Genomic DNA, 13,947 nt, shown 5'->3' with positions numbered 1-13,947 from the left:
ATGCTTCGTTCCTCAGCATGACAAACGCTTTAAATTCTCTTTGTCATGCTGAACGCAGTGAAGAATCTACCGATTAGGCTCACCCCTTGCAGGTTCGCGGATAGATGCTTCGTTCCTCAGCATGACAAACGCTTTAAATTCTCTTTGTCATTCTGAACGCAGTGAAGAATCTATCGATAGGCTCACCTCTTGCAGATTCGCGGATAGATGCTTCGTTCCTCAGCATGACAAACGCTTTTAAATTCTCTTTGTCATGCTGAACGCAGTGAAGAATCTATCGATTAGGCTCACCACTTGCAGGTTCGCGGATAGATGCTTCGTTCCTCAGCATGACAAACGCTTTAAATTCTCTTTGTCATGCTGAACGCAGTGAAGAATCTATCGATTAGGCTCACCCCTTGCAGGTTCGCGGATAGATGCTTCGTTCCTCAGCATGACAAACGCTTTAAATTCTCTTTGTCATGCTGAACGCAGTGAAGAATCTACCGATTAGGCTCACCCCTTGCAGATTCGCGGATAGATGCTTCGTTCCTCAGCATGACAAACGCTTTAAATTCTCTTTGTCATTCTGAACGCAGTGAAGAATCTATCGATAGGCTCACCTCTTGCAGATTCGCGGATAGATGCTTCGTTCCTCAGCATGACAAACGCTTTAAATTCTCTTTGTCATTCTGAACGCAGTGAAGAATCTATCGATTAGGCTCACCACTTGCAGATTCGCGGATAGATGCTTCGTTCCTCAGCATGACAAACGCTTTAAATTCTCTTTGTCATTCTGAACGCAGTGAAGAATCTATCCATTAGGCTCACCCACTTGCAGATTCGCGGATAGATACTTCGTTCCTCAGCATGACAAACGCTTTAAACATGTTTCATTATGGAACAAAAACCGCACGAAAACTCGCCAAAATCATTCAAAAGCATCTCAAAAGCCATTAAAAAATTGATAAAAATGATGGTTTTTTGTCCAAAAAAGTGCAAAAAACAGTCGAAAAACGAGTTTTTTTGAGCATTTTTAGCCCTCAAAATAGCATTTTCTTAATCTAATAACGCTGTTTTTGGGTACAAAATGGCACTTTTTGGGGCCAAAAGTGTACCAACTGTACCACTTGTTTCATCTGTGCCGTGGTACAGTACGGGCGGTTAATATTCCGCCAGTACTATTATATTATCGCTGATCGGGGTGATCTTTTCCTTGCCACCTAAAAAGCCTAAACCAACCACGAAGCTAAAACCGCTCACTATTCCGCCGAGTTCCTGTATCAGCTCACTGGCAGCGGTTACGGTGCCACCGGTAGCCAGCAGGTCGTCGTGTATTAGTACATGCTGACCGGGTTTGATGGCATCGATATGCATTTCGATGGTGGCGGTACCGTACTCCAGTTCGTAAACTTTTTGCTTTACAGTGTGTGGCAGCTTACCTGCTTTGCGTACCGGCACGAAGGGAACACCAAGCCGAATAGCCAGCATCAACCCAAACAAAAACCCGCGACTTTCCACACCTGCTACCACGTCTATTTTAGTACCGGCCAGCTTCACGGCGAACACATCCACTATGCGCTCACACAGGGCGGGATCTTTTAAAATCGGGGTAATATCCTTAAAAATAATGCCGGGCTTAGGGAAATCCGGTATATCGCGTATGGCTGCTTTTATCTGCTGTGCTATCATTTAAATTTTATGTAGGGTTCAATCTTGTGCAGTACATCGGGCGTTATAATGGCCACGTTGCCTATATCATCAATCGAATTATAGTTGCCGTGCTGAGTCCTGTACTCAATAAGAGCACTGGCTTGCTTGTAGCTAAGGTATGGGCTTTGCCGCAAGGATGCAAAAGAAATGGTATTGATATTTACTTTAATTACAGCCGATGGATTAACCGTTAGCTGGTCTTTTATCTCGGCGTATTTAGTAGAATCAAGTTCGTACACTTCCATTAATTGCTCCTTATTATAAAAGCCGCCTATCCGGTTACGGTAACGGATGATGCGGATAGCAAATGAAGCACCTATACCACGTACGGTAGTTAGCTGTGCAGAATCAGCAGCGTTTAGCTCGATAGTTGCACCGGGCTTTAGCTTGTTACTTATGTAAGCTTTTACATGTTCATTATTGTATACAGGAGTTTTAGTAGCAGCTATGCTATCGGTCTTTTGCGCCTTGCTTAACTGGACAACCGCCGCATCAAAGCCACTAAAGTTAATTATAGTATCTTTGCGGAAACGCTGGTATACATAAGGGGCAGCCAGTACTAATAATATAAGTACAACCAGCACTACCATTCCGTTCCATTGTTTTTTAGTTATAGCGAAGTAATTTTTAAATTGAGATTTCATTCAGGTTTTAATACCCGGTTAAATTAAATAAATTTGGAATATTTTTTACCCCAAAACAACATCTTTTAAAATACTAATGAAAATTATAACCACCGAAGAGTTTGCCAAAGCCACTAAATTAGATAAGCTAAAGATGCCCGGCCTGGCTGCTTTATTAATGGAAGTAATGAAAATAAACCAGGTAAACGAAGTGTTTGCCCAGGCACAGCACAAAAACGGTATCGAGTTTATTGATGCTATTTTAGCCGGTTGCGGTGTTGAGATTGAGTTTGACGAAAGAGACCTGAGAAACATACCCAAAGAAGGTAGTTTTATAGCCATTGCTAATCACCCTTATGGTGGTATAGAAGGACTAGTATTATTAAAAATGCTATTAACAGTGAGGCCTGATGCCAAACTGATGGCCAATTTCCTGCTTAAAAAAATCCCTAACCTAAGCGATTACTTTATAGCGGTAAACCCGTTTGAAAATATAGAGCATTCATCAAGTATCAGCGGTTTAAAAAACACTTTAGAGCTACTAAATCAGGGTACACCGATTGGTATTTTCCCTGCTGGCGAGGTATCTACTTTTGATATGGAATCGCAGCAGGTAACGGACCGCTTATGGCATCCGGTTGTGGGCAAGATCATCGCTAAAGCAAAAACACCGGTTGTGCCTGTATATTTCCATGGCAACAACGGCTTGCTGTTCAATTTATTGAGCATGATACACCCTGCCCTGCGTACTGCCAAACTGCCATCGGAACTGTTTAATAAACAGGGCCAAACCATAAAGCTGCGCATTGGTAAACCCATCAACATTGCAGATTATCCTGAATATAATAACAGCACTAAACTGCTTAGTTTTTTAAGGGCACGTACCTATGCTTTAGGTACCGGTTTAGAGGAAGAGAAAAAGCTGTTCAACCCGCGTAATCTTTTCAAAATAAAGAAACTGCCTGAAGCCTTTGCACCTGAAATGGATAGCGCGATACTGGAAAAAGAAATTGAACCGCTGCGCGATACTTACCGTGCATGGCAGGAGAAAAACTACGAAGTATTTATTGCACCTACATCGGTTATTCCTAATGTTATAAGAGAGATTGGCCGCTTACGCGAGATCACTTTCCGCGAGATTGGCGAGGGTACTAATAAAAGTGTCGATTTAGATGAATATGATATTTATTATCACCACCTGTTTATTTGGGATACTGAAGCAAAGTTAATAGTAGGAGCCTACCGCATTGGTTTGGGCGATGAGATATTTTATAGTCAGGGTAAAAATGGGTTTTATTTGAACGAACTGTTTAAAATAAAAGAACAGTTAATGCCTGTATTGAGAAAAAGCATCGAACTGGGCCGCTCATTCATCCGTAAAGAATACCAGCAAAAACCACTTCCATTATTTTTATTATGGAAAGGTATATTCAAGTTTTTAATTGACAACCCGCGCTATCGTTACCTGATTGGCCCTGTAAGTATTAGCAATTCGTTTTCTAAGTTTTCAAAATCACTGATCGTAGATTATATCAACCGTAACCATTTCGACCATGAAATGGCGCAATATGTAAAACCACGCAGAAAATTCAAAGTTGATTTCTCGAAAATTGATGCCGATATGCTAATGGCCGGCGAGGATAGCTTTAAAAACCTGGACGATATTATCTCTGAGGTAGAAACCCGCAGCATGAAGGTTCCTGTATTATTAAGGCAATACATCGCGCTAAACGCCAATATCATCTGCTTCAACATCGACCCAAAATTTGCTGATTGTTTAGATGGTTTCCTGGTGCTTGATTTCCAAAAAGTACCTGCTGAGATGTTGGAAAAGTTGGCTAAGAATTTATAATTCTTCTACGTCTTGTCATTTCGACGGGAGGGAGAAATCTTCTTCGACTTACATGGTGCGATAGCAATTTATAGAAGATCTCTCCCTCCGGTCGAGATGACAAAATATTATATTTCTATAATCTTATCATTCTTCCGTTCCGCTGGTTTATGTTCCAAAGCCTTGGGTATCATCTTTACAATGGCAAACATTACTGAACCGATCACAGTAATCGCTTTAAAAGCAAAATGTACAAAAGGCTTCATTACTTCCCAATTATCCTTGGTTAAGTAAGTCCCTTTTTTTGTTTCTGTAGCGGGTTTTACGCCTATTGTTTTTATATGTTGAATTGCCATGATTGATGCTCTTTGATATAAATAAGCATCCGGGTAAGAATTTGTTTGAAGTATTCTATTTTGTCATTGACATGAGAAAGAGACTTACGAAGTTTTAAAAACTAAGTCTTACAAGAAGAGCAAACTACGCTACTTTTCTCTTCAAAGTAATTACAGTAACCTCCGGCCAAATACCTAACCGGCCCGAGAAAGCTAAAAAGCCAAACCCTCTGTTTACATATAAATAACGTTTATTGTGATGCGCCAAACCAGCCCAGTCAAGATAGCGATATTGCACCGGGCTCCATCTAAAGCCTGCGGTTTCAACACCAAATTGCGCGCCGTGTGTATGGCCGGCTAATGTCAGATCGATATTGGTTGTATTAAAACGTACTTTATCCTCCCAATGTGTTGGGTCGTGCGATAGTAGTATTTTAAATGCATTTTCATCAACACCCTTAAGTGCTTTATCCAAATCGCCTATCTGTATAAATCCCCTGCCCCAGTTTTGCACACCTATTAATGATATTTTTTGCCCGTCTTTTTCCAGCTCTACACTTTCATCCAGCAACAGGCTGTAACCTAACTCTTTATGATGCTGTTTCAGCTTATCTAAATTAGCGGCTTTTTCGTCTTCATTATCCCATTGTATATAATCACCATAATCATGGTTACCTAAAATAGAATATTGGCCGTAGGGCGCCTTCAGTTGTTTAAAGTTGGGGATATATTGCTCAATTTCCCAGGCCGCATTGTTCACCAAATCACCAGTAAAAACAAACAGATCGCTTTTTTGGGCATTTGCTAAATCAATTCCTCGTTGCACTGCCGCGGTATTATCAAAACTACCGGAGTGTATATCAGATATTTGGGTGATGGTAAAGCCGTCAAAAGCTTCGGGCAGTCCGTCAAAATAAATAGTTTCGCGGTGTACTTTATAATCATACTTACCCCTTACCATGGCGTAAATAAAACTGGTAAACGGAAATGCCGCCAGTAAAATAGCCAGCTCGCTTATAAATTTTCTTCTCGATGGAAAAAATGGCTCAGTATGTTTTCCGTTGTGATTGGTTATTGAATTACCTATTCCGTATATAAAACGCCCCAGATCGCCCAAAGACAGCACAATAACGAAAACAAGTTTTGTTATAAAAAATGTAATAAATAAGCTCAGCATATACTCGTGATACGGTGTCATCCCACGGGCGTGGCTGAAACTACCAAATCCGGAAACAAAAAGGATGGTTACACCAACAGAGATGATCAAATACCCCCAAAGCACAATTTGCCTTGCTTTTGTGGATTGCCAGTCATTAGTAAATGTTTTCAATCCCGAAAACACATACCAGTCAAACACCAGGGTGATAGCTGCTATAATTAAAAAAACTGTTAAAAAACCACCTCTATGCATATTAAAACTTATAAGTCTGCAATTTAAAAAAGCAAAGGCAATTACCGCGTAAAATATTACCTGACACTCATTTAAAAGTCAAAAAAAAGCCCCGCATAATTGCGGGGCTTAATGTTACTAATAGTAACGATAGTATCTGTGGTGATGGCGCATGTATGCTGTGCGATGATGGTAATGACGGCCATTATGAAAATATGGGCCTATGCCTACTTTAACACGAACTTGCGCATCTGCGCTGCTTCCAAAAGTGAATGCCATAATTACGGCAAACAACATTAATTTAAGGTACTTCATAATTTATGTTTTTTGTGATTGTTGATCAATTATTAACTAATATCTGTGGTAATGATGATGCCAGTGGCGATGATGCCAGTGACGATGATGCCAGTGACGATGATGATAACCAGGGCCGCCAACGCGCGCCCTTACTACAATTTGCGCTTGTGCGCTTGCAAATGTGAATGCCATAATTAAGGCAAGCAACATTAATTTAAGGTACTTCATGATTTGTGGTTTTTTTTATATAGATAAATGTATTTGTATTATTAACTACTAATGATTCATGTCATGATCGTGGTCATGCATGTGATGGCGTTGGCGGTATTGAACTGAGCAACTTGAAATGGCTGAAGCTAATAGCAACAGTGCAATCATTCTTGTTATATACTTTTTCATGGTATGTGGTTTTTACCGGGGTATCATAACATAAACCATATAATTATCAAATTGTTTCTTATAATCACAATTAGGTTATATGAAATATTATTGCAAATTTTATATTAAAGATTTAAATACCAACACTATCACATTAACCTTAAGAAAATGAGAAAATTAATTTTTGCACTTACCTTTCTGTTTAGTGTACTATTTTTTAAACAAGCCGACGCACAGTTAAGTATCAGTTTTAACATTAGCAACCAACCAAGATGGGGCCCTGTTGGCTACAATTATGTTCAATATTACTATTTGCCCGATATTGATTGTTACTACTATGTACCTACAAGGCAGTTTATTTATTTAAGCGGTACCGAATGGATATATTCATCAATATTGCCGCCGATGTATCGCACCTATAATCTTTATAACGGATATAAAGTGGTTATAAATGAACCTCATCCATATTTAAATCACAGTTATTATCATAGTCGATATGCTAGTTACCGTGGCCGCATAGGGCAATCTATTATTCGCGATAGCCGTGACCCTAGATACAGACCCGGATATCGCCCGCCGGTTAAACCTAAGCCACCAGTCAATAAACCCGAGAAACCGGGCAACGGCGGCCGTCCGCCAGGCAATAAACCTGAAAAACCGGGTAATGGCGATCGTCCACCAGGCAATGGTAATAAACCTCAAAAACCGGGCAATGGCGGTCGTCCGCCAGGCAATAGTGGGGCACCAACCCGCCCAGGTAATACTGGCAAACCTAACAATGGTGGAGCTCGCCCACAACCAAAGCAAGGCGATAAATAGTAGCAAGTAATCTATTCAAATAAAAATCCCATTCAACATAATTGAATGGGATTTTTATTTGAATAGCTATATGGTGCATCTATCCTACTCCTGCCAAATTATCACACATAGCGGCCTCCCAACCAATAATTGCCGATTTACGGGTGCTGCCCCAATGGTATTGGCCGGTTTCGCCTGAAGAACGAATAACCCGGTGACAAGGGATTAAAAAAGCAACCGGGTTTGCTCCTATCGCGCTGCCCACCGCCCTGTTAGCTTGCGGAGAGTTGATTTGCTGCGCGATGTTTGCATAAGTGTGTAACCCTCCCATCGGGATTTTGAGTAATGCTTCCCAAACTTTGAGTTGAAAGCTGGTGCCTTTTAAATGCAGTTTTATCTCCGACAACTGTTTCCAGTCTTTCCTGAAAACAAACAAGGCATTTTGCTGCGCGGCATCTGCAAATTGATGATAAGCAGCATTAGGAAATTGAGCTTCCAATTCGGCAAAAGCAAAATCCGGATCATCGGCAAAAGCAATATAACATACACCCTTCGCGGTGGATGCCACAATTAGGTTTCCGAACGGGCTCTCGGCAAAACTGTAATTAATACTTAGTGCCGCTCCACCATTTTTATATTCAGCAGGGGTCATCCCTTCTATATTCACAAATAAATCATGCAAACGCCCGGTACCCGACAGGCCTGTTTCATAAGCTGTATCAAATAAAGTAGCGCTTTTTTCCTTAAGCATGCCCTTCGCATACTCGAGGCTTAAATACTGTAGAAACTTTTTGGGGCTTATACCTGCCCAATCAGTAAACAAACGCTGAAAATGGAATGGACTCAGATTTATTTTGGCGGCAACCTCATTCAGGTTTGGTTGCCCCTTAAAATTTAGCTTTATATAGTCTATCGCTTCGGCTATGCGTTCATAGTTTATTTGTTCCTGCGTTTTCATATTATCTTTATTTTATAAACAAATTTACCCTCTTACCTACGGTATTAAAACCCGGAACTTGCTATTTTACCTGATACTCGAATGTTAATTATACAAAAAACAATTCTAATATATCGCGCAATACTTATAAAACATATATTTACTATTAAACGCTTATAATAATGGTTAAAAATAAAATAAAGTTATTTCTACAAAAGATTTTAGGATTTAACAATTTCCTTTTCTTTTTTTCAATATATACCATTAAACGGCTGTATAGTAATAAGCATGAGGCCGAGTTTTTATATTTCTTAAGTATTTTACCTACCGATAAAGTACTGTTGGATATAGGTGCTAATATAGGCATCATGACTGTGCCGCTAGCTCAAAAAGCCATTAACGGCAAAGTGTATTCTTTCGAGCCCATGCCTCAAAATTTAATCGCCTTAAAAAGGGTAATTAAATATTACAAGCTAAAAAATGTAACCTTGTTTGAGACGGCTTTAGGAAATGAACCGGGCGAGTTAAAAATGGTAATGCCCATTATTAATAACGTAAAAATGCAGGGGCTTTGCCATGTGGTAGATGAAAATAACCCCGAAGAAGGTGAACACTTCACACTACCTGTAAAAAGACTTGATGATATTGCAGAACTACAAAATGCAGACTCAATAGGAGGCATAAAAATAGATGTTGAAAATTTTGAATTTGAAGTACTCTCGGGAGCAAAACAGTTGTTGCTAAAACACAAGCCGCCTATCTATTGCGAACTTTGGGATAATGAAAAACGGACTATTACTATTGATTATCTTACCAAGGAAATTGGCTACCAGGTAAAGATTTATGATGGTGAAGAATTAGTTCCTTTCATTAATCAAAGCGTAATAAACTTCTTTTTTATAGCGTAAATTCTTTAAATTGATATCTTTGCCAAAGATAAAATCACACTTATGAAAAAACTTTTTACCACCCTGGCTATCGTTTTAGGTTGCTATAGTTTAACCTTCGCACAACAAAAAGGCAGTGTTGAATTTGGCGCCAATGTTGGCTACAACAACTCTTACGTAAACGAAACTTACTCCAACCAAAGCAGCGACCTTATTGGCGGGCTTAATACAGGTTTATTTGTAGATTCCTATTTTTCAAGCGACTGGAGCTTAAAAGTAGAAGTAAATTACGACCAAAAAGGCTGGGGAAATGGCTTTTATACCGATCCAAACGGAAACACTTATGACGGCGTAAATTTCAGGCTAAATTATATTACTATACCTGTGCTGGCAAGCTGGCACTTTGGTTATACCCGAAACTGGTACGTACATTTCGGCCCTTACATTGGCATATTAACAGGTGCTAAAGAAACCACCGACGACATTGACGTAAAACAAATTTTCAATACGGTAGATGCAGGTATTGATGTAGGCCTTGGTGTAAAAATCCCGATTTCCAATAGATCCAGAATATTTTTTGAATATGACGGACAAGGTGGCCTGACTAATATCTTCAAAGACAATGGCGATTACTCTTCAGTACAAACCCTGCGTTCAAGCATAAATGCGGGTATCAACTTCTCGATACATTAATCTGTCAAAACAAAATCTTAAAAGGTTCGTGTGTAGTGCACGAACCTTTTTTTATTTAATAAATATTCAAAATTAAGAAATCCAAAATCCTCAAAAAAAGCTATCTTTGCCCATGCAAGAAAAAATCCTTATTCTTGACTTCGGCTCACAGTTCACTCAACTGATAGCTCGCCGTGTCAGGGAACTCAATATCTACTGCGAGATTTACCCCTTCAATCATTTTCCTGAAATTGACAGCACTGTAAAAGGTATCATACTTTCGGGCAGTCCGTATTCTGTACGCCAGGAAGATGCGCCAAACTTCGATTTCAAAAAGTTCCACGGTCAATTGCCTTTATTAGGCGTTTGCTACGGAGCGCAGCACATTGCCCACAACAACGGTGGCGAAGTGATGAAATCAAGTACCCGCGAGTACGGACGTGCTAACTTGCAGTATATTGATAAAGATAACAAGCTATTTAAAGATATTCCATTAGAATCACAGGTTTGGATGTCGCATGCGGATACTATTGCACGCATTGGAGATAATTTCCATATTATAGCCAGTACCGAGTCTGTAAAAGTAGCGGCTTACCAAATTACAGGCACCCAAACTTACGGTATACAATTTCACCCGGAAGTAACCCATAGTATTGATGGCAAACAATTGCTTCAAAACTTTTTGGTTGACATCTGCGGATGCTCACAGGATTGGACACCAGATTCTTTCATCGAAACCACCATTGCTGCCTTACAGGAAAAATTAGGCGATGATAAAGTAGTTTTAGGTTTATCAGGCGGGGTGGATTCATCGGTTGCCGCGGTGTTATTGCACCAGGCCATCGGCAAAAACCTGCATTGTATATTTGTTGATAACGGCTTATTGCGTAAAGATGAATACCAATCGGTATTGGATTCATACCAACACATGGGCCTTAATATAAAGGGTGTTGATGCGAAACAACGTTTTTACGATGCATTAGCTGGCTTAACCGATCCTGAAAAGAAACGTAAAGCTATCGGCCGTGTGTTCATCGAAGTTTTTGATGATGAGGCACACAAAGTAACCGATGTAAAATGGTTAGGCCAGGGTACTATTTACCCGGATATTATTGAGTCCGTATCAGTAAAAGGCCCATCAGCTACCATTAAATCTCACCACAACGTTGGTGGATTACCTGACTTTATGAAACTTAAAGTAGTTGAACCATTAAATACTTTATTTAAGGATGAAGTACGCAGGGTTGGTAAAGCTTTAGGTATCGATCCAAACATATTAGGCCGCCATCCTTTCCCGGGCCCAGGTTTGGCTATCAGGATTTTGGGCGACGTTACACCAGAGAAAGTTCAGATATTACAGGAAGCAGATGCGATTTATATCAACAATTTGCGGTCTTATGGTGTTTATGATAAAGTTTGGCAGGCTGGGGCGATATTTTTGCCCGTACAATCAGTAGGAGTTATGGGCGATGAGCGCACTTACGAAAATGTAATTTGCCTGCGCGCGGTAGAATCATTAGACGGAATGACAGCAGATTGGTGCCATTTACCTTATGATTTGCTGGCTAAAATATCAAACGACATCATTAATAACGTAAAAGGTATTAACCGGGTAGTATATGACATCAGTTCGAAACCGCCTGCTACCATTGAGTGGGAATAGGTGGTTAATAGGTTTATTTACAGTGTTGGTCATCGGGGCGTGTTCACCCAAAACACGCTGGGTATCCCATCCTGTAAATAAACCTGCTGAAAGTCCTGCGCCGCCGCCTGCACCCAAGCCGGTTACACCGCCTGTACCTAAAACTTCAATCATCTCGCTAATACTACCTTTCAATCTGGACCATATTGGCCCGGGACAATCTTACACGCCCGTCACTTTAAAAGAGGCACGCATTGCAGCGGATTATTACCGTGGTTTTAAATTGGCTTTAGATTCACTTACCTTTTACGGCTATAATTATAAACTACAATTATTTGATTCAAGGGATAATGGCTCACAGGTTCATAGCCTTGCTTACAACCCTAAAATACGGGCAAGCGATTTAATAGTTGGCCCTATTTTCCCTGAAGATATAAAAGTGTTTACATCGGTGCTAACCAGCGCGCGTAAAGCTATCGTATCTCCCTTATCGCCCGAGTCGCCATTTACCTTTAAAAATCAAAACCTGGTTACCGTAAATCCGCCGCTTGATTATCATGCATGGACTACCGCCAGATATATCAACGACCATATAAAACCGCAAAAAGTATTTATTCTTGCCTCTGGTTTTAGCGATGATAATAAATACATCATACCCTTTAAAAAAGCGCTCGATAGCCTAAGCAGCAATCATATCAAAATAATAACCATCACTGTTGTACGCGGGAAATTAAACGCGTTACTGCCCCAATTAGTAAAAGACAAGCAAAACGTATTTGTGGTGCCATCCACCAATCAGGCTTTTTTAACAATTACCCTACATTCGCTGGATACTTTGAATGCCCATTACCCGGTTACGCTGTTTGGCCACCCAAATTGGGAACATTTCGCATTTTTAAAAGCAAAGCAATTACAACATTTAAGAACGCACATCACTTCGGCGGATAATGTGGATTATCGCTCGGCAGAAACTATTAATTTTATACGCAGCTACCGCAATACCTGGCACACCGAACCTTCTGTTTATGCATTAAAAGGTTTTGACGAAGGTTTATATTTTGGTAGATTACTTGCTGAAAACAATTTAAAAAGCATGGCAGATTTTAATGGTTTACATAATAGTTTCCATTTTCAAAAAATAGCGGGAATGGGTTGGGTAAACACGCATGTAAAACTGCTAATGTATAGTAACTTTGAGCTTAGAAAGGTAGAATGAAGGCAATAAACCAATTAAAGACGTTTCATCGATTATTAGAAAAATACCCGGCAGAAACGCCTTTAAGTAAATTTTTACCTGGATTTTATCGCCAAAACAAACAAATGGGCTCCACCGACCGCAAGGTTGCCAGCCGATTGATTTACAATTACTTTCGTTTAGGTACAGCTTTGCCCAATCTGCCATCTGAAGAGCGTTTGATAGTTGCTGAATTTTTATGCAATAGTCAGGTAAACTCCTTTTTGCAACATTTCAAACCCGAGTGGGCCGTCTGTATTGGTTTTACTTTGGATGAAAAGCTGGCGTTGGTAAAAACAGCTTATAAAGAATTCTATTTAGCAGATGTTTTCCCATGGGCCGATCAAATATCTGCGGGAATTGATAAAGAAGCCTTTCTAAAATCATTCTTTGTTCAGCCCGATCTTTTTATACATGTACATAACGGCTACGACCATTTGGTTAAAGCCGAACTAAATAAAGCAGAGGTTGCATTTAAAGACGAAGGAAATGGTTGCTTCGCTTTGCCAAATGGTACACGATTGGAAACCATTTTCCCTACCCAGCATTGGTTCGAGGTGCAGGATTATTCATCGCAGCAAACAGCCAACTATTTCAAACCCAATAAATGGGATCAGTGGTGGGATGCCTGCGCGGCATCAGGCGGTAAATCATTACTACTTCATGAAATGGAACCTGATATTAAATTAGTGGTATCCGATATCCGTGAATCTATCTTAGCCAACCTCGACGAACGTTTCCAGCAGGCAGGCCTCCGCAAATACCAAAAAAAGCTACTCGACCTCACTCAAAATCCCGACCAGGAAATGCACGATTATGCCTTTGATGGCATCATCCTCGATGCGCCATGCTCTGGCTCAGGCACCTGGGGTAGAACGCCAGAGATGATCGCCCAGTTCCATCCATCCAAAATAGAATTCTTTCAGCGCCTGCAAAAAAGCATCGCAAGCAATGTGGCCAAGTTTATCAAACCCGGCAAACCTGTTATTTACATTACATGCTCTGCCTTTAAAGGTGAGAATGAGGATGTAGTTAATTACTTAGTTAAAGAATTAGGGTTGAAGCTCGAAGAACAAACAGTATTAACAGGTTATGAAAATAAAGCGGATACTATGTTTGTGGCGAGGTTGGTGGGAGCTTAATCTTCCATAGAGAGTTCGAGTCTCTCTTCGGGCATCTCTCTGTGAGCGTCATTGCGAGGAACGAAGCAATCCACAACTTTGCAGGGCGG

The 13,947-nt window shown here is 40.3% G+C and carries 14 protein-coding genes; 8 read left to right on the top strand and 6 right to left on the bottom strand.

The window, feature by feature from the left end; genetic code table 11:
* Nucleotides 1-1,143: 1,143 nt before the first annotated feature.
* Together GSQ74_RS16920 and GSQ74_RS16915 are read right to left on the bottom strand one after the other, a co-directional pair.
* Nucleotides 1,144-1,671 (bottom strand): adenine phosphoribosyltransferase, encoded by a 528-nt coding sequence (locus GSQ74_RS16920; protein ID WP_158995413.1) that lies wholly within the window; start codon nucleotides 1,669-1,671, stop codon nucleotides 1,144-1,146.
* A complete protein-coding gene (locus GSQ74_RS16915) occupies nucleotides 1,668-2,336 on the bottom strand; it encodes a helix-hairpin-helix domain-containing protein (RefSeq protein WP_158995412.1) in 669 nt (222 codons plus the stop codon). Before GSQ74_RS16915 ends, GSQ74_RS16920 begins: the two co-directional genes overlap by 4 nt.
* 76 nt (nucleotides 2,337-2,412) lie before the next feature.
* On the opposite strand from GSQ74_RS16915, the gene GSQ74_RS16910 reads away from it, so the two are divergent.
* Entirely contained in the window at nucleotides 2,413-4,167 is a 1,755-nt protein-coding gene (locus tag GSQ74_RS16910) for a lysophospholipid acyltransferase family protein (RefSeq protein WP_158995411.1), read from the top strand.
* 107 nt (nucleotides 4,168-4,274) lie between these two features.
* Here the strand turns inward: GSQ74_RS16910 and GSQ74_RS16905 are convergent, their stop codons facing one another.
* The 3 genes from GSQ74_RS16905 to GSQ74_RS16895 all read right to left on the bottom strand — a co-directional run bounded on the left by GSQ74_RS16905 (nucleotide 4,275) and on the right by GSQ74_RS16895 (nucleotide 6,186).
* A complete protein-coding gene (locus GSQ74_RS16905) occupies nucleotides 4,275-4,502 on the bottom strand; it encodes a hypothetical protein (protein WP_158995410.1) in 228 nt (75 codons plus the stop codon).
* Nucleotides 4,503-4,626: 124 nt separating this feature from the next.
* On the bottom strand, nucleotides 4,627-5,892 hold the full coding sequence (locus GSQ74_RS16900) for a metallophosphoesterase (protein WP_158995409.1): 1,266 nt from the start codon (nucleotides 5,890-5,892) through the stop codon (nucleotides 4,627-4,629).
* Nucleotides 5,893-6,009: 117 nt separating this feature from the next.
* Nucleotides 6,010-6,186, bottom strand: coding sequence for a hypothetical protein (locus GSQ74_RS16895; protein WP_158995408.1), 177 nt, complete (start codon nucleotides 6,184-6,186; stop codon nucleotides 6,010-6,012).
* Nucleotides 6,187-6,191: 5 nt separating this feature from the next.
* Here GSQ74_RS16895 and GSQ74_RS16890 point away from each other — a divergent pair, with 5 nt between their 5' ends.
* Nucleotides 6,192-6,353 (top strand): hypothetical protein, encoded by a 162-nt coding sequence (locus GSQ74_RS16890; protein ID WP_158995407.1) that lies wholly within the window; start codon nucleotides 6,192-6,194, stop codon nucleotides 6,351-6,353.
* Nucleotides 6,354-6,714: 361 nt separating this feature from the next.
* The gene (locus GSQ74_RS16885; RefSeq protein WP_158995406.1) at nucleotides 6,715-7,365 is read left to right on the top strand and encodes a hypothetical protein; all 651 of its coding nucleotides are present in this window, start codon (nucleotides 6,715-6,717) and stop codon (nucleotides 7,363-7,365) included.
* Between the two features lie 79 nt (nucleotides 7,366-7,444).
* On the opposite strand, the gene GSQ74_RS16880 is transcribed toward GSQ74_RS16885, so the two are convergent.
* On the bottom strand, nucleotides 7,445-8,302 hold the full coding sequence (locus GSQ74_RS16880) for a methylated-DNA--[protein]-cysteine S-methyltransferase (protein WP_158995405.1): 858 nt from the start codon (nucleotides 8,300-8,302) through the stop codon (nucleotides 7,445-7,447).
* 161 nt (nucleotides 8,303-8,463) lie between these two features.
* Between GSQ74_RS16880 and GSQ74_RS16875 the strand changes: the two genes are divergently transcribed.
* The 5 genes from GSQ74_RS16875 to GSQ74_RS16855 all read left to right on the top strand — a co-directional run bounded on the left by GSQ74_RS16875 (nucleotide 8,464) and on the right by GSQ74_RS16855 (nucleotide 13,858).
* On the top strand, nucleotides 8,464-9,189 hold the full coding sequence (locus GSQ74_RS16875; protein WP_158995404.1) for an FkbM family methyltransferase: 726 nt from the start codon (nucleotides 8,464-8,466) through the stop codon (nucleotides 9,187-9,189).
* A 42-nt stretch (nucleotides 9,190-9,231) separates the two neighbouring features.
* On the top strand, nucleotides 9,232-9,861 hold the full coding sequence (locus GSQ74_RS16870; protein ID WP_158995403.1) for a porin family protein: 630 nt from the start codon (nucleotides 9,232-9,234) through the stop codon (nucleotides 9,859-9,861).
* 112 nt (nucleotides 9,862-9,973) lie between these two features.
* On the top strand, nucleotides 9,974-11,503 hold the full coding sequence (gene guaA, locus GSQ74_RS16865) for a glutamine-hydrolyzing GMP synthase (protein WP_158995402.1): 1,530 nt from the start codon (nucleotides 9,974-9,976) through the stop codon (nucleotides 11,501-11,503).
* A complete protein-coding gene (locus GSQ74_RS16860; RefSeq protein WP_158995401.1) occupies nucleotides 11,460-12,698 on the top strand; it encodes an ABC transporter substrate-binding protein in 1,239 nt (412 codons plus the stop codon). The genes guaA and GSQ74_RS16860 overlap by 44 nt, the downstream gene beginning before the upstream one ends.
* Complete coding sequence (locus tag GSQ74_RS16855; RefSeq protein WP_158995400.1) at nucleotides 12,695-13,858, top strand: RsmB/NOP family class I SAM-dependent RNA methyltransferase; 1,164 nt, start codon at nucleotides 12,695-12,697, stop codon at nucleotides 13,856-13,858. Before GSQ74_RS16860 ends, GSQ74_RS16855 begins: the two co-directional genes overlap by 4 nt.
* Nucleotides 13,859-13,947 lie beyond the last annotated feature (89 nt).

The sequence above is a fragment of the Mucilaginibacter sp. L196 genome (assembly GCF_009765905.1).
In the GTDB taxonomy this organism is placed as follows: domain Bacteria; phylum Bacteroidota; class Bacteroidia; order Sphingobacteriales; family Sphingobacteriaceae; genus Mucilaginibacter.
The sequence above is the reverse complement of the archived record's forward strand: the minus strand, read 5'-3'. Positions and strand labels throughout refer to the sequence as shown.